This is a genomic window from Neorhizobium galegae (assembly GCF_021391675.1).
Classification (GTDB): Bacteria; Pseudomonadota; Alphaproteobacteria; order Rhizobiales; family Rhizobiaceae; genus Neorhizobium; species Neorhizobium galegae_B.
Genome location: NZ_CP090095.1, coordinates 3376388 through 3390723, shown reverse-complemented (window position 1 = coordinate 3390723; position 14336 = coordinate 3376388). Strand labels below are relative to the sequence as shown.

Below are 14336 nucleotides of genomic sequence, written 5' to 3'. Positions count from 1 at the left end.
AGGGAATCGGGTACGCAACGATTAAGACGGTCGGGATGGTCCCATACACTGCTTTCTCCTGTCGCTCCACTGGTGGTGATTGTTTGAGGCTGCAGGAATGTGGAGTTGCTTGGGATGAAACGGCTGCGTGGAGCCCCTCCCCCTTGTGGGGAGGGGTTGGGGAGGGGACTTCGCTCTGGGTCAAAACCCCTCCCGCCTGCCGGCCACCCTCCCCACAAGGGGGAGGGTTAAGACTGCCGCACCCCATTCATCCTCACGGCTCCATCATCTCTGCGTGAATCCACCCTTTCCGCCATAGTCTCGGCCGGCTTGCCGTCCTAGCTTCGTTGCATGATCACACGCCGTGCAACCCTCCTGTCCCTCCCATTCGCTCTGATTGCGGCCCGCAGCCTTGCCCAGGGCGCGCCCCAGGGACCTGTGCCGCAGCCGCCCGTGACGCTCGATACCGTGCTTGGCGGTGCGGCGGAACTGGAGCCGCTGAAGGTCGTGCTCGTCGCCCGCAATGGCGAGATGCTCGCCGAGCGGGCGTTCAACGGTCATTCGCTGGACGCCTCCACCAATATCAAGTCGGCCTCGAAATCGATCATCTCGGCTTTGACAGGCATCGCCATCGACCGCCGGCTGCTCGAAGGTCCCGACCAGAAGATCGCGCCGATCCTGAAGGCCGACCTGCCGGCAAATCCGGACCCGCGCATCCACAGTATCACCATCGGCAATCTGCTTTCGATGCAGGCGGGGCTCGGGCGGCTGTCGGGGCCGAACTACGGCCGCTGGATCGCGAGCCGCAACTGGGTGCGGTTCGCACTCGCCCAGCCGTTCGACGACGATCCCGGCGGTTCGATGCTCTATTCGACCGCCTCCAGTCACCTGCTTTCGGCGGTCCTCACCAAGGTGGGCGGGAAGTCGACGCTGGCGCTGGCGCGGGAATGGCTGGAGCCCGTCGACGGGTTCCGGATCGGTTCCTGGGAGCGCGACCGCCAGGGCATCTATCTCGGCGGCAACCAGATGGCGATGACCGCCCGCTCGCTTCTGGCCTTCGGGGAACTCTACCGCAACGGCGGCAAGACGAAGGACGGCCGCCAGGTCGTCTCGAAGGGCTGGATCGACCAGTCCTGGATGCCGCGCACCAATTCGCGTTTTTCCGGCGATGGCTACGGATACGGCTGGTTCCTGCGCAATATCGGCGGCGAGGAGGTCAGGTTCGGCTGGGGTTATGGCGGGCAGATGCTCTATATCGTGCCGTCGCTCGGCCTCACCGTGGTGATGACGTCAGATGAAAGTGGCCCCTCGGCCCGCAGCGGTTATCGCGATGACCTGCACAACCTGCTTGCCGAAATCATCGGAGCCAACCGCGTTGCTTGAAGCCGGTTCACATAAACTTGAATGAGCGGGCTCACCGAATGGTAACCGTCTGACGCTAGCATGCCCCGCGTCGCCATTGGGGGTGTTTCATGCTGGATCTGCGGACGATCTATATCGTCTCGGCTATGACCTGCTCGGTCCTGGGCATCGTCCAGATGATCGCCTATTCCAGCGGCCGGTTCGAACGCTGGCTGTTCTGGTGGAGCGCCAGCGGCATAGTCATCGGAGCCGGCCTGTTCAGCGTCGGCCTGCGAAACGTGTTGCCGGATGTCGTCTCGATCCTGATCGGCAACAACCTGATCCTGGTCGGCTATCTGCTGCTGATCGTCTCCGTCCGGCTTTTCGGCGGCCGCCCGGCCCGCTGGGGCCTGAGTTGGCTGATCCTTGCCGTTCTTTCGACGCCGCTGATCCTCTTGTGGCGGGACGATGCCAGCACCGCGCCGCGCATCGCCATCTTCTCGCTCGTCTGCGCCCTCGGCGATCTCCTGGTGATGCTGGAGGGTATCCGCCTCGCACGGCAGGAGAGGCTGCGGTCGGCATGGCTGGTCGCTGCGATCTACATGCCGACTGCCGCCATCTTTGCGGCGCGCGCCCTTCTGGCGGTGACGGGCTGGATCGGCGAAGGCGGGCTGTTTTCCCCCGGCAACGGCGCCGATGCCTGGCTTGGGCTCTGGGCGGCGCCCTTCCTGGCATTGCGAAGCATCGTCATCAATCTGATGGCGGCCGAACGGGCGGGAAACAAGCTCAGTGACCTGGCGGACCGCGACGCCCTGACCGGCGTACTCAATCGCGGCGGGCTGATGCGCTGCTATGCCGGCCTGGAGGCCGGGCCGGTCGCGCTGATGCTGATCGACGTCGACCATTTCAAGCAGCTCAACGACACGCATGGGCACGCGGTCGGCGACGAAGTGCTGCGGCGGTTCGCATCCTCCGCATCCCTGCACCTGCGCAACGGCGACCTCTTCGCCCGGCATGGCGGCGACGAGTTCGTGATCGCTCTCAAGGGAAGCCCGGTCGAGAAGGCTGTCGGGACCGCCCAGAAGATCCGTGCTGCCTTCGCTGATTCCCTGAGGGAGATGGAAGACCTTACGGTGCTTCCGACGCTCAGCATCGGGGTGGCCGCCGAGATCTGCGGCCCGGGCGAGCTCGAAAGCCTGCTGCAGCGGGCCGACCAGGCGCTTTATACCCGCAAGCGCAACGGCCGCGACGGCATCGATACGTTCGAGGAAGACCGCCAGGCGGCGTGAAGGCGGGGACGATTTCGCTGCGGCGAACAGAAATTCCCTTTTCGTTTGAAGCAATTTCCGTCGAAAGAGTTCCGCGGCATCCCCGCCTGCGCCGGGGCGGTTACAGTGGTCGCGTCACAGGACAGGGGCCGGGTCGCGAACCGGGTCGCATCCCCCGGAGAGCAACCGGCGTCCGGTGATGGTCGTAAAGGTGAGGAAGGCGCCGTCAGGGCGCCGACCGCCGAAAGGTTCAAGGTTTCGGATCCAGACCCTCCGTTACCTGCCTTTCGGAAGACACCGGAGCGATCGGGCAGGCAGAAGAGCCTGACACCCATACCACTTCTAACACGCTGCCTGCCCATCCCGCATGGACCAGGCCGCGGCGGAGATTTTTTCCGCCGCGGTTATTCGTGCTGCAAGCTTTCAGGCTGCAATATCGATGACGCCGCAATCGCCGGCATCTGAGGAGAAGGCGACGAGCTTGCCGTTGGCGCTCCAGCTCAATCCGGTAATGCCGCCCTTGCCGGGCCGGCGTAGAAGCGCTTCCTTTGCGTCGGCGAGCCTGACGCCAAGGATCATGCCGTCGATGAAACCGATGGCGAGCACTTCCTCGGCCGGATGGAAGGCCACCGACGTGACCATGATATCGGCGCGGGTGCCGAGTTCCTGCGGCGCCTTGCCCATCGGTCCGTCCTTGGCCGAAAACGGCCAGACGATCGCGGCCGGAGCCCCGGACGAAGCGAGCCATTTGCCCTTCGGCGACCAGGAGAGCGACTTCACCTTGGCCGGGTAACCGGTCATCCGCATATGGCGGTTCTCGCCCGGCTTGCCGTCGAGCTTCCAGCCGTGCAGGGCGTTTTCCTGCATGGTCGTCACCAGGAAACGCCCGTCCGGCGAGAAGGTGACGGCGTTATGGGCGCCCTTCCATTCGAGATCGACCGGCGGTGCATTGGTGCCGACCCAGTGCAGCGAGACGCCGTTGTAACGGGCGGCGGCGATCCTGAGGCCCTTGCCCGCGAAGGCGAGGCCTTCGACGCTGCGTTCTTCGGGAAACTCCTTCAGCGTGCCGTCGTTCAGCTTTACGAAGCTCGACTTGCCATGCGCATAGGCGACCGCATTCTGCGGGCCGCCGGCGACGACGCTGATCCATTTGCGCGGTGCTTCAGCCACCAACGTGGCTTCGCCATCCTTGCCGATGCGCATCACCTTGCCGTCCTCGCCGCCGGTCAGCAGCGTGGCGCTGAAGGGATCGCGGATGCAGGTCAGCAGACCCTGATGGGCCTCGGTGACCTTTTCGCCGCCATCCAGGCGGTGGATGGTGCCGGCGGCGGTGGCAAAGAACGGAACGTCGCCGAGGAAATGCGCGGCGACGACATGGCCTTCGAGATCAAGCGGTGCGACTGTCGGCATCAGGCAGCAACGGCCTCGCACGCCCTGAAGCTCTTCTCGATCTTGTCGACATCGAGATCGCGGCCGATGAAGACGAGGCGCGATTCGCGCTTTTCGCCGTCCTTCCACGGACGCTGGTGATCGCCCTCGACGATCATGTGGACGCCCTGCACGACATAACGTTCCTCGTCGCCCTTGAAGGCGATGATGCCTTTCAGGCGCAGGATGCTCGGGCCGTCCGTCTGGGTGATCTTCTGGATCCAGGGGAAGAACCGTTCCGGGTTCATCTCGCCGCCACGCAGCGAGATCGACTTCACCGTCACGTCATGGATCGGCGACATTTCGCCGTGGTGATGATGATGGTGATCATGGTCGTGATGATCGTGGTCGTGGTCATGCGCATGATGGTCATGATCGTGGTCATGGTGATGGTGGTCGTGCCCATGGTCATGGTCGCAATCGGGGCCGCAGACATGGTCGTCATGGCCCTGATCGAGGAAATGCGGGTCGTTTTCGAGCGCGCGTTCCAGGTTGAAGGCGCCCTGGTCGAGCACGCGGGCGAGATCGACGCCGGAACGGGTGGTCTTGTAGACGCGGGCAGTCGGGTTGATGGCACGCACGACGTCTTCGATGATCGCCAGTTCTTCCGGCGAAACGAGGTCGGTCTTGTTGATGACGACGACATCGGCAAAGGCGATCTGGTCTTCGGCCTCGCGACTGTCCTTCAGGCGCAGCGGCAGGTGTTTTGCATCGACGAGGGCCACGACCGCATCGAGCTCGGTCTTGGCGCGCACGTCGTCATCCATGAAGAAGGTCTGGGCGACCGGAACCGGATCGGCAAGGCCGGTGGTCTCGACGATGATGCCGTCGAAGCGGCCGGGGCGGCGCATCAGGCCCTCGACGACGCGGATCAGGTCGCCGCGCACCGTACAGCAGACGCAGCCGTTGTTCATTTCGTAGATCTCTTCGTCCGACTCGACGATCAGGTCGTTGTCGATGCCGATCTCGCCGAACTCGTTGACGATGACCGCGTATTTCTTGCCATGGCTTTCGGAAAGAATACGGTTGAGCAGCGTCGTCTTGCCGGCGCCGAGATAACCGGTGAGCACGGTGACGGGAACGGGCTTGACGGTGGCTGTTTCGGTCATTTTTTCGGCCATGGGGAAACCTCGAGAGACTTTGGAAGCGCCCGATCGGCGATCGGCGCGGAAGCTTGGTTCGCCTCATATAAGGGCAAGCCGGGACGAGTTCAAAGGGTTTGTATGTTATAAGATCACATCGGCCACAGGATGCCGCGTGATCGATCTTGCTGCTCATGCTGGCGGCGACGCGATTGCGGAAACCACGTCGGTCTTGGCGAAGTCCTCTCCGACATAGAGAAGCGGACAGTTGAATTCCTTCGCTGTCGCATAAGCGAAGCAATCGCCGAAATTGAGCGAAGCCTTGTGAAAGCCCTTGCCGAACAGAGCGTAAGCGGCCGCGGCCCGTTCTGCTCTTACAGCATCCAGCTCGACGATGGTGATGGGAAGCCGGTCAATCAGGTTGGTAAGACCAACCAGACATTTCTTTCCACGAGCCACAATCAGTGCTTCGGTGAGAGTGGCGGCGTTGAGGAGGACCTTGGATTCCCCCGTGAGCACCTCCTGGCAGTCAAAGGCACCAATTTCGTTCTTGACGATGGCGATCAACGCTGACGTATCGACGACAATCATGCCGGCATGCCGTCGTCACCATAGAGAAAATCCTGGCTTCGCTCCGCGGGTACGTCGTTGCCATCAGGGGCAGGCGCCATTGCTCTGATCTCTTCGATCAGCGCTCTGCGTTGATCGCGCGTCAGTTCCTGCTCGATCGGTACAAGCCGCGCAATTTTATGGCCCCTGCGGGTGAAGATAACGTCCTCTCCCGCTTCTGCCCGATGCAGGAGCTCAGTCAAACTTGCCTTCGCCTCGCTTACGGAAATTTCCATGATGCTCTCCGATGGTCCAATTGGATGGTCCAAACATAGGCGTATCATGCTGTAGATTCAACTACGCCCCGGAGGCGGTTTGATCCTTACGGCCTCGTATCGGCGCCCGTCTGGCGCAGAAGCTGGTCGAGCGTGAGGAGAGGCTGCTCCGTCACCTTGGCATAGGCGCAATGAAAACAGTCGAAATTGCTGAGATATCGGTGCCCAATCCCGTGCTCCTCGGCGACTGCGACTGCATAATTCAGAAGCTGCCGAGGTGATCCCGCCTCGCGAATCTCGATGCCCCGTGCATCCAGCCATTCAACGACCGCGCCTTCCGCCTGGTGATAACGGCAATCCAGCTGATCCGGGCGAGACAGGACGATGATCGCTTCCCAAGCGGCCAATGGTGAAGTGAAAGGCGAATTTGCCCGCAGAAGCGCCGTTTCGTAGGCTTCCGCAGTCTCCTCGCCGGCCATCATCGCGACGATCGCGCAGGCATCGACGAACATCAGGTGTCATCCCCGATCTGGTGATCGAGATCGTGATAGGCGTCGGGGGGTACAGGCTGCCTGTTCGCCTTGAAGGCAAGGCCGCGCTGCGTGAGAATTCTCTTTGCGGTCTCGCGAGGCGTTTCCTGGCGGATACGTTTTTCGATGGTTTCCTTCAACGCGGAAATCACCGCGTCGGTGATGGTCGTTCCGTCGATCCGGGCCAGTTCACGGGCCAATGCATCGGCCTCTTCGTTTCGGATATTCAGCGTCATCCGCGGCTACTCCACGTGTAGCTCAATATCGCACATTGTGTAGCTTCTTCCTACTTCAATGTTCGGAGATCAAACCTCGCCACATCTTCCAGCAGCTCGATGATGCCTTTCACCGCATGCGCGACCAGCAGTTCACCCCGTTCGGCCGTCGCCGCGGCCGCGTTGCCGGCGACGCCCTTGGCATTGAGGTCGGACATCTTCCAGCCGAAGGCGTGTGGGCCGTAGGCGCGCAGATGTCTGAAGTCGCGGGAAAAATCCGATTGGCGGGAGGGGAAGTTCTCCGCCCTCGCCATGTCGACCCGGTCCGGATGGAGCGTCAGCATCACCGAAGTCTCGATGTCTCCGCCGTGGATGTCGACTGCCTTGTCCTCCGGAGCGATCCAGCCGGCAGGCTGGCCGAAGCGGGTCCAGCTCGTGGCGACGACCAGCATGCCGAACCGGACCCGCGCCTCGGTCGCTACGATGGTCATGAGCGGCGAATTGCCGCCATGGGCGTTGAGCAGCACCAGCTTGCCGATGCCTTTGCTGTGAAGATCCCCGGCAATGCCGAGCCAACGGTAAACGGCTTCGTCGAAAGCAAGCGTCTTCGTACCGATGACATCCATATGCTCTATCGAATAGCCAATCGGCTCCGTGGGCAGGAACGTCACCGGCAGGTCGGCGGGCAGGGCAGGGATGAGGCGGGCGACCAGCCCCTCGGCGATCAGCGTGTCGGTCTCGAAAGGCAGGTGCGGTCCGTGCTGCTCGTGGGCGCCGAGCGGCAGGACGGCGATCCAGTCTCGCCTTTCTGTGGACGCAAGTGTCGTATCATTGTCATGATAGCGCGGCGAAGGGTGCGACATCTGGCGGTGGTTTCCCGGTTTCGATATGGATAGCGCGCCACAGATATAACGGCTACTTCTTTAGGGCAAAACGGGCGGAGCGAATGAGCAAGAAGAAGGGCGATAAAAAAGCCAAGTCCGGCAAGAAGAAGGAGCTGGAGGGCCTGTCGGCGACCGAGCTTGCGCCGGCGATCACCCAGGCCGCCCGCTCGATGCGCACCGCACTCAGCCGCAGCCTCGGCGAAAGCGGGCTTTATGCCGGCCAGGACGGCGTCATCACTATCCTCGCGGAGGAGGACGGAATGACCCCCGGCCAGCTCGCCATACGGCTCGGCGTCAAGGCCCCGACCATGACCCGCACCATCGGCCGGATGGAGGCTCAAGGCTTCCTGGAACGCCGCGCCGACGGCACTGACGGGCGTCTCACGAAAGTGCACCTGACGGAAGCCGGATTGCAAACCGTCGAACAGATCGGCCGTTCTGTTTCCGAGTGTGGTTCGATCGCCGCAAAGGGCCTCTCCGACAAGGAGATCCGCACCCTCCTCAAACTTCTGAAAACCATCGAGCAGAATCTCCAGTCGGAGTCCTCCGACGACAGGGGCTGATTTCCCTCTAATTTTCGCCTTCACAGGATTGTCGCACCGAATTAAATTGTTTATTTAAAGTTTAATTCGAGCATCGGATAGCGATGCCGGCCATTGCGGGTGGGGGAAATGGCACAAAAGATCAAGTTGTCGACGATCGGCGAGAGCCTCGGTCTTTCAACTGCTACCATATCGCTTGCGCTGCGCGACAGCCCGCTGGTCGCGGCCGATACGCGGGAAAAGATCAAGGAACAGGCCAGAGCGCTGGGCTATATCTACAACCGCCGCGCCGCCAGCCTCCGTACCTCGCGCTCCGGCATTATCGGCGTCGTGGTGCACGACATCATGAACCCGTTCTACGGGGAAATCCTCAAGGCGATCGAAAGCGAGCTCGACCGCAGCCGCCATACCTTCATCCTGTCAAACCACTACGATTCGGTCGAGAAACAGCGCACCTTCATCGAAACGCTGCTGCAGCTCGGCGGGGACGGAGTGATCATGTCGCCGGCGATCGGCACGCCGATCGAGGATATGAGGCTTGCAGAAGAGAACGGCATGCCGGCCATCCTCGTCGCCCGTTCGATGGAAGGCGTCGAACTGCCGACCTATCGCGGCGACGACAGCTACGGCATTTCGCTTGCGACCAACCATCTGATCAGCCTCGGACATCGGGTGATTGCCATGATCGGCGGCACGGACCAGACGTCGACCGGCCGCGACCGCTACCAGGGTTATGTCAATGCGCTGCGCAAGGCGGGCATCGAGGTGGATCCGAACCTGCGCATTCCCGGGCCGCGCTCGAAGCAGGGCGGGTTCGAGGCGGCGGTGCATTTCCTCTCCCTGCCGCAGAAGCCGACCGCTGCGGTCTGCTGGAACGATCTGGTGGCGATCGGCCTGATGAACGGCATTGCCCGCGCCGGGCTGGTGCCCGGCCATGACATCTCCGTCACCGGCTACGACGACCTGGAAGAGGCCTCCATCGCGACACCTGCACTGACGACGGTGTGGAACGGCCAGACGGAAGTCGGCCGGCTTGCGGCGCGCGCCCTGCTCGACCGCCTTGCCGGGAGCCACGAGCCCGACGGTATCCATCTGATCAAGCCGGAAATGCGCATCCGCCAATCGACCGGCGTGCACCGGCCGAGGGCCTGAGCTTCAAGCAGCGATGTTCTGAGCTTCAGGCCGCCACGCTAGTCGCGTCAAGCCGCCACGTTGGTAATCGCCTTGCGGGCTGCATAGGCGCGAACCGCTTCGCCGAACGCGTGGAACAGTGCCCGGGACGGCGCATCGGTTTCCGCCCAGTATTCCGGGTGCCATTGCACGCCGACGGCGAAGTTTTTGGCGTCGATGACCGAAACAGCCTCGATCGTGCCGTCTTCGGCCGTCGCTTCGATCTTCAGCCGAGGGGCGGTTTCGGCGATCGCCTGGCGATGCAGCGAGTTGACCTGGACCTCGCCTGTCAGGCCCAGATAATTGGCGATGCAGGAGCCTTCGGCCACGAAGACCGGCTGGCGGATCGCATACATGCTGTCGCGCTCCTTCACATCGGGTTTGCGGTGGTCCCAGACGCCCGGCTGCTCCTGGATTTCGCTCGCCAGCGTGCCGCCCAAGGCCACGTTCAGTTCCTGGATGCCGCGGCAGATGGCGAGCAGCGGAATGCCGCGGTCGATCGCCCGGCGGATGAGGGGCAGGGAGGTTGCATCGCGGGCCGGGTCGAAGGGGCCGTCGCTGTCGCTCGCTTGCTTGCCATAGAGCGACGGGTGAACATTGGTCGCCGAACCGGAAACCAGCACGCCATCGACCCGGTCGAGGATGGCGTCGGTCTCGTTGCCTTCTTCGAAAGCCGGAATGATGAAGGTCATCACATCCGCCACTTTCAATGCTGCCTGGACATACTGGTTCGGCGAGGCATGCCAGATCGCTCCATCCAGTTGGCGGATATCGGCAGGCAGGGCGACGATCGGTTTCGGCATCAGGCTCTCCAACGAGGCTCGCTATCGCGTCTCTCTTCGTTGTGCCGCGGCACCGCGCTTCAAGTCAAGATCGAGGGCCGCTTCGGGGGACGCCGCTGCCCAAAGAATAAGCATTGGCGCTTTGAAATATCTTGTGAATCCAGTTTGGGCAGGACGCTACGAAAGTCTAAGGACAAAAGACGTTCCCGCATTAAGGAATATTAGCTCCGGCGCTTGCAACCCATAGGCCAAAATGTTTACCTCGCGGCAGGATCGGGGGAGTGGGAACAGATAATCCCTACGGTTTGTCTTACTGGGAGGTATTTCATGGATCGTCGTTCATTCTTTAAAAAAGCCGCCGTCACCGGCGCAGGTGCAGCTGCCGCTACGGTGCTTGCCGCTCCGGCCATCGCGCAGTCGGCGCCTAAAGTCACCTGGCGTCTGACGTCTTCATTCCCGAAGTCGCTGGACACCATCTATGGCGGCGCGGAAGACATCGCCAAGCATGTCGCCGCAGCAACCGATGGCAATTTCACCATTCAGCCGTTTGCCGCCGGTGAAATTGTTCCAGCCGGTCAGGCTTTGGATGCCGTCAGTAACGCGACGGTCGAAATGTGTCATACTTGCTCCTACTATTTCGTAGGCAAGGATCCAACGTTTGCCATTGGCACTGCAATTCCTTTCGGCCTCAACGCACGACTGAGCAATGCATGGTTCTACGAAGGCAACGGCAACAAGTTCCTGAACGAATTTTACGCCAAGCACAATGTCTACGGGCTTCCCGCGGGTAATACGGGCGCCCAGATGGGTGGTTGGTTCCGGAAAGAAATCAATACCGTAGACGATTTCAAGGGCGTCAAGATGCGCATCGCCGGGCTTGCCGGCCGGGTGGTCGAGAAGCTCGGTGTCGTGCCGCAGCAGATACCTGGCGGCGACATCTATCCGGCGCTCGAAAAAGGCACGATCGATGCGGCGGAATGGGTCGGCCCCTATGACGATCACAAGCTCGGTTTCTACAAAGTGACCAAATACTACTATTATCCGGCCTTCTGGGAAGGTGGCCCGGTCATCCACGCCTTTATGAATTTGGACAAGTGGAACGCCCTGCCGAAGAGTTACCAGGCGGCGCTCTCCGACGCCTGCGCGTTTGCCAATACCAGCATGATGGCGAAATACGACACGAAGAACCCGACGGCGATCAAGCAGATCGTCTCGCAGGGCACCACCCTTCGCCCGTTCAGCCAGGAAATCCTCGAAGCCTGCTACAAGGCATCTCTTGAGGTCTACAAGGAAATTTCTGCTTCGAACGAGACTTTCAAGAAGATCTACGAAGATCAGGTCGCCTTCAAGAAGGAAGCCTATCTCTGGATGCAGCTGTCGGAATATACCTACGACACCTTCATGATGATCCAGCAGCGTAGCGGCAAGCTCTGATCCCAGATCAGGCAAGTGTCACTTCAGGAACCCGGATCGAAAGGTCCGGGTTTTTTGTCTGAGCTGATGCCATCAAGCCGAGGAGGGAGGGGTCGGAGGGCGGTTCGTGAAGCGGCTGAAGACTTCCGGGGAAGGAAAGGCCAGTATGTTTTCGTAGGTCCGCGCCTCGGGGCGGTCGAACCGTTTGAGAACCGGCGCTCCGCCATGGCGGAAATTCCATCTCAGCTTTTCCAGCGCTGAAGCCGATGCAGGCGCATGTTCCAGGTCGTAGAATTGATAATCCGGCAGACAGGCGATGAGCTTGCCGAAGTCCTCTGGCCCTGCCAAATGGCCATGAAACTTGAAGGATACGATAGGTCGCTTGACGGCGATGGTGGCCCGTAGCCCTTTCAGAACCCGCAGCTTGAACCCCTCGAGATCGATCTTGATGAAATCGATCCTAGTTATTCCGAGCTGGTTGACGAGTTTGCTGGCTTCGAAAACCGGCAGGTGCAGGATACGGCTATGCGCCAATGGCTGGTCATCCTCCACAACGCCGCTGGCGCCCAGGTCCCCCGCGAGGTTTTCGCGGAACATCAGCGTATCGTCGCAATCGCCGAGACCCGCTTGATGCAGCCGGATGTTATCGAGCCGGTTCGAGCGAATGTTATCGGTCAACCGCCTGAAGACTTCGGGGTTCGGTTCGAAGCAATGGATCTCGGCGAAGTCTCGATTGAGGTGAATGGCGTTATTGCCGATATTGGCGCCGATATCGAGCGCCACGGCGCCAGGCTCGAAACGGCCTTGCAGGAATTCAAGAAACCGTCCCTCAAACCAGCCCTCGACGAAGATGGCCTCGTCTATGCTTTGTGCGGGATCGAGTTTGAAGATGTATCCCCGGATGGTGCGGTGAATGAAGACATGGCTCTCTCGCGCAAGCCGCCTGCGCCGCAACGGCTCCACTATGGTCCGACCGATCGACCTTCGCACAACGTACATAGCATTCGGCAATACGTGGCTTATCTGCATGTCGGGGCCCCGAGCGCTTCAGCCAAGTTGGTTGGGGACGACCGACTTCACCGTCGTGCCGTCTGCCAAACTTTATAGGCTCGACGGGCCGGTTAGTATGGCTACCTAAGTGTTAGCTGCGCCGGGATCTGGCGCCGGACCTCGGTCGGCATACGACTATTGCGGTAGAGGAACGGCCAAAAGACGAGTTTGACGTGGGGGCTCCGGGCTGGCCGGACTTCGCCGGGCTGCCTTGCCCGGCAGGAACAGCGATGGAGGACAGAGCGTCAACTCTGTCCTCCATGAGGTATGTCCCTATCAAGGGTGGACGGAGAGCCGCCCTTACGGGTTGATCTTCGGTGGCTCGCCGAAGTTCGGCATGCCGGGCAGGCCCTGCTGGCCCGGCTGGGCCGGGGTGCCGTCCATTGGAGGCAGGCCGAAATTCGGCATCTGGTTGCCGCCGCCGTTGCCGAAGCCGGGGATCTCGATCTTGATCGTGTTGAGATCGACGTCCGGCGCCTTGTCCAGCCAGTAGGTGACGGACTCGGGCCAGAAGATCACGATGGCGACGAGAACCAGCTGCATGCAGAGCCACGGAATGGCGCCGAGATAGATATCCTTCGTCTTTACCGATTTCGGCGCGATCGAGCGCAGGTAAAAGAGCGCAAAGCCGAAGGGCGGGTGCATGAAGCTGGTCTGCATGTTGATGCAGAGCAGCACGCCGAACCAGATCAGGTCGATGCCGAGAGCGCTCGCGACCGGTGCCAGCATCGGGATGACGATGAAGGCGATCTCGAAGAAATCGAGAAAGAAGGCGAGGAAGAAGATGAAGATGTTGACGAAGATCAGAAAGCCGATGGCGCCGCCGGGAACGTGCGACAGAAGATGCTCGATCCACAGGCCGCCGTCCATGCCCTGGAAGACCAGGCTGAAGCAGGTGGCGCCGACCAGGATGAAGACGACCATGGAGGTGATCGTCATCGTCGAATGCATGCCCTGACGCAGCAGATCCCAGGTGAGGCGGCGATGCATTGCGGCGATCACCATGGCGCCGACGACGCCGAGCGCGCCTGCTTCCGTCGGGGTCGCGAGGCCCATGAAAATGGTGCCGAGCACGAGGAAGATCAGTACGATCGACGGGACCATGCCCCAGAGGACCTTCATGACCAGGGCCATGTTCATCTCGCCCCGCGCTTCGAGAGGCAGCGGCGGAACGTCCTTCGGCCGGAAGATCGACAGACCGAGGATGAACAGCATGAAGATCGTCACCTGCAGGATCGAAGGTCCGATCGCGCCGAGATACATGTCGCCGACGGAACGGCCGAGCTGGTCGGCCAGAACGATCAGCACGAGCGAGGGCGGGATGACCTGGGTGATCGTTCCCGAGGCGGCGATGACGCCGGTCGCAAGCCGCGGATTGTAGCCGTATTTGAGCATGATCGGCAGGGAGATCACGCCCATGGTGATGACCGACGCCGCGACCGTGCCGGTGATCGCGCCGAGGATGGCGCCGACCACGATAACCGCATAGGCGAGGCCGCCGGGTACGGCGCCGAACAGCTTGCCGGTTCCTTCGAGCAGATCTTCGGCCAGGCCGCAGCGCTCGAGGATCGCTCCCATGAAGGTGAAGAAGGGAATGGCGAGCAACAGGTCGTTGGAGACAATGCCGAAAATGCGGAACGGCAGCGCCTGCATGAAGGCGAATTCGAAATGGCCGGTGGCGATGCCGAGAAGACCGAAGAAGAGGCCGACGGCCGAGAGCGAGAAGGCGACCGGGAAGCCGTAAAGCATGAAGATGATCATGCCGAGGAACATTGCCGGCGGCATTATACCGTATTGGAACATGAGCGGTTATCCCCCGAAAATGGTG

At 61.4% G+C, this 14336-nt stretch carries 15 protein-coding genes; 5 read left to right on the top strand and 10 right to left on the bottom strand.

The window, feature by feature from the left end:
• Positions 1-330 precede the first annotated feature (330 nt).
• Positions 331-1362 (top strand): serine hydrolase domain-containing protein, encoded by a 1032-nt coding sequence (locus LZK81_RS16875; RefSeq protein WP_233953993.1) that lies wholly within the window; start codon positions 331-333, stop codon positions 1360-1362.
• Between the two features lie 89 nt (positions 1363-1451).
• Complete coding sequence (locus LZK81_RS16870) at positions 1452-2609, top strand: GGDEF domain-containing protein (RefSeq protein WP_233953992.1); 1158 nt, start codon at positions 1452-1454, stop codon at positions 2607-2609.
• Positions 2610-3011: 402 nt separating this feature from the next.
• Here the strand turns inward: LZK81_RS16870 and LZK81_RS16865 are convergent, their stop codons facing one another.
• The 7 genes from LZK81_RS16865 to LZK81_RS16835 form a co-directional block, all read right to left on the bottom strand.
• Positions 3012-3998 (bottom strand): WD40 repeat domain-containing protein, encoded by a 987-nt coding sequence (locus LZK81_RS16865; RefSeq protein WP_046604516.1) that lies wholly within the window; start codon positions 3996-3998, stop codon positions 3012-3014.
• Positions 3998-5125: a CobW family GTP-binding protein gene (locus LZK81_RS16860; protein WP_233956596.1), complete on the bottom strand. Its 1128-nt coding sequence runs from the start codon at positions 5123-5125 to the stop codon at positions 3998-4000. Before LZK81_RS16860 ends, LZK81_RS16865 begins: the two co-directional genes overlap by 1 nt.
• A 165-nt stretch (positions 5126-5290) precedes the next feature.
• On the bottom strand, positions 5291-5689 hold the full coding sequence (locus LZK81_RS16855) for a type II toxin-antitoxin system VapC family toxin (RefSeq protein WP_233953991.1): 399 nt from the start codon (positions 5687-5689) through the stop codon (positions 5291-5293).
• Positions 5686-5943: a type II toxin-antitoxin system Phd/YefM family antitoxin gene (locus LZK81_RS16850; protein ID WP_046608425.1), complete on the bottom strand. Its 258-nt coding sequence runs from the start codon at positions 5941-5943 to the stop codon at positions 5686-5688. The genes LZK81_RS16855 and LZK81_RS16850 overlap by 4 nt, the downstream gene beginning before the upstream one ends.
• 86 nt (positions 5944-6029) lie before the next feature.
• Complete coding sequence (locus tag LZK81_RS16845; RefSeq protein WP_233953990.1) at positions 6030-6434, bottom strand: type II toxin-antitoxin system VapC family toxin; 405 nt, start codon at positions 6432-6434, stop codon at positions 6030-6032.
• Complete coding sequence (locus LZK81_RS16840) at positions 6434-6688, bottom strand: type II toxin-antitoxin system VapB family antitoxin (RefSeq protein ID WP_046604520.1); 255 nt, start codon at positions 6686-6688, stop codon at positions 6434-6436. Before LZK81_RS16840 ends, LZK81_RS16845 begins: the two co-directional genes overlap by 1 nt.
• Before the next feature lie 50 nt (positions 6689-6738).
• Positions 6739-7530: a creatininase family protein gene (locus tag LZK81_RS16835; protein WP_233953989.1), complete on the bottom strand. Its 792-nt coding sequence runs from the start codon at positions 7528-7530 to the stop codon at positions 6739-6741.
• Positions 7531-7613: 83 nt separating this feature from the next.
• Here LZK81_RS16835 and LZK81_RS16830 point away from each other — a divergent pair, with 83 nt between their 5' ends.
• Together LZK81_RS16830 and LZK81_RS16825 are read left to right on the top strand one after the other, a co-directional pair.
• Positions 7614-8114: a MarR family winged helix-turn-helix transcriptional regulator gene (locus LZK81_RS16830; protein ID WP_046604522.1), complete on the top strand. Its 501-nt coding sequence runs from the start codon at positions 7614-7616 to the stop codon at positions 8112-8114.
• Positions 8115-8222: 108 nt separating this feature from the next.
• Entirely contained in the window at positions 8223-9245 is a 1023-nt protein-coding gene (locus LZK81_RS16825) for a LacI family DNA-binding transcriptional regulator (protein ID WP_046604523.1), read from the top strand.
• A gap of 47 nt (positions 9246-9292) precedes the next feature.
• Here LZK81_RS16825 and LZK81_RS16820 read toward each other — a convergent pair whose 3' ends face one another.
• On the bottom strand, positions 9293-10066 hold the full coding sequence (locus LZK81_RS16820; RefSeq protein ID WP_233953988.1) for a gamma-glutamyl-gamma-aminobutyrate hydrolase family protein: 774 nt from the start codon (positions 10064-10066) through the stop codon (positions 9293-9295).
• A gap of 306 nt (positions 10067-10372) precedes the next feature.
• On the opposite strand from LZK81_RS16820, the gene LZK81_RS16815 reads away from it, so the two are divergent.
• Positions 10373-11479 carry a TRAP transporter substrate-binding protein gene (locus LZK81_RS16815; RefSeq protein WP_046604525.1) on the top strand — a complete coding sequence of 369 codons (1107 nt, stop codon included), beginning with the start codon at positions 10373-10375 and terminating at the stop codon, positions 11477-11479.
• A 72-nt stretch (positions 11480-11551) separates the two neighbouring features.
• Here LZK81_RS16815 and LZK81_RS16810 read toward each other — a convergent pair whose 3' ends face one another.
• Together LZK81_RS16810 and LZK81_RS16805 are read right to left on the bottom strand one after the other, a co-directional pair.
• Positions 11552-12487: an FkbM family methyltransferase gene (locus LZK81_RS16810; RefSeq protein ID WP_233953987.1), complete on the bottom strand. Its 936-nt coding sequence runs from the start codon at positions 12485-12487 to the stop codon at positions 11552-11554.
• Positions 12488-12808: 321 nt separating this feature from the next.
• On the bottom strand, positions 12809-14311 hold the full coding sequence (locus LZK81_RS16805; RefSeq protein WP_233953986.1) for a TRAP transporter large permease: 1503 nt from the start codon (positions 14309-14311) through the stop codon (positions 12809-12811).
• Positions 14312-14336: the final 25 nt, after the last annotated feature.

What these genes read in the sequence shown, in the direction of transcription:
- LZK81_RS16870 (WP_233953992.1), top strand. Translation starts at nt 1,452, where the DNA reads ATGCTGGATCTGCGGACGATCTATATCGTCTCGGCTATGACCTGCTCG.
- LZK81_RS16850 (WP_046608425.1), bottom strand. Translation starts at nt 5,943, where the DNA reads ATGGAAATTTCCGTAAGCGAGGCGAAGGCAAGTTTGACTGAGCTCCTG.
- LZK81_RS16810 (WP_233953987.1), bottom strand. Translation starts at nt 12,487, where the DNA reads ATGCAGATAAGCCACGTATTGCCGAATGCTATGTACGTTGTGCGAAGG.
- LZK81_RS16840 (WP_046604520.1), bottom strand. Translation starts at nt 6,688, where the DNA reads ATGACGCTGAATATCCGAAACGAAGAGGCCGATGCATTGGCCCGTGAA.
- LZK81_RS16875 (WP_233953993.1), top strand. Translation starts at nt 331, where the DNA reads ATGATCACACGCCGTGCAACCCTCCTGTCCCTCCCATTCGCTCTGATT.
- LZK81_RS16860 (WP_233956596.1), bottom strand. Translation starts at nt 5,125, where the DNA reads ATGACCGAAACAGCCACCGTCAAGCCCGTTCCCGTCACCGTGCTCACC.
- LZK81_RS16865 (WP_046604516.1), bottom strand. Translation starts at nt 3,998, where the DNA reads ATGCCGACAGTCGCACCGCTTGATCTCGAAGGCCATGTCGTCGCCGCG.
- LZK81_RS16835 (WP_233953989.1), bottom strand. Translation starts at nt 7,530, where the DNA reads ATGTCGCACCCTTCGCCGCGCTATCATGACAATGATACGACACTTGCG.
- LZK81_RS16815 (WP_046604525.1), top strand. Translation starts at nt 10,373, where the DNA reads ATGGATCGTCGTTCATTCTTTAAAAAAGCCGCCGTCACCGGCGCAGGT.
- LZK81_RS16820 (WP_233953988.1), bottom strand. Translation starts at nt 10,066, where the DNA reads ATGCCGAAACCGATCGTCGCCCTGCCTGCCGATATCCGCCAACTGGAT.
- LZK81_RS16825 (WP_046604523.1), top strand. Translation starts at nt 8,223, where the DNA reads ATGGCACAAAAGATCAAGTTGTCGACGATCGGCGAGAGCCTCGGTCTT.
- LZK81_RS16855 (WP_233953991.1), bottom strand. Translation starts at nt 5,689, where the DNA reads ATGATTGTCGTCGATACGTCAGCGTTGATCGCCATCGTCAAGAACGAA.
- LZK81_RS16830 (WP_046604522.1), top strand. Translation starts at nt 7,614, where the DNA reads ATGAGCAAGAAGAAGGGCGATAAAAAAGCCAAGTCCGGCAAGAAGAAG.
- LZK81_RS16845 (WP_233953990.1), bottom strand. Translation starts at nt 6,434, where the DNA reads ATGTTCGTCGATGCCTGCGCGATCGTCGCGATGATGGCCGGCGAGGAG.
- LZK81_RS16805 (WP_233953986.1), bottom strand. Translation starts at nt 14,311, where the DNA reads ATGTTCCAATACGGTATAATGCCGCCGGCAATGTTCCTCGGCATGATC.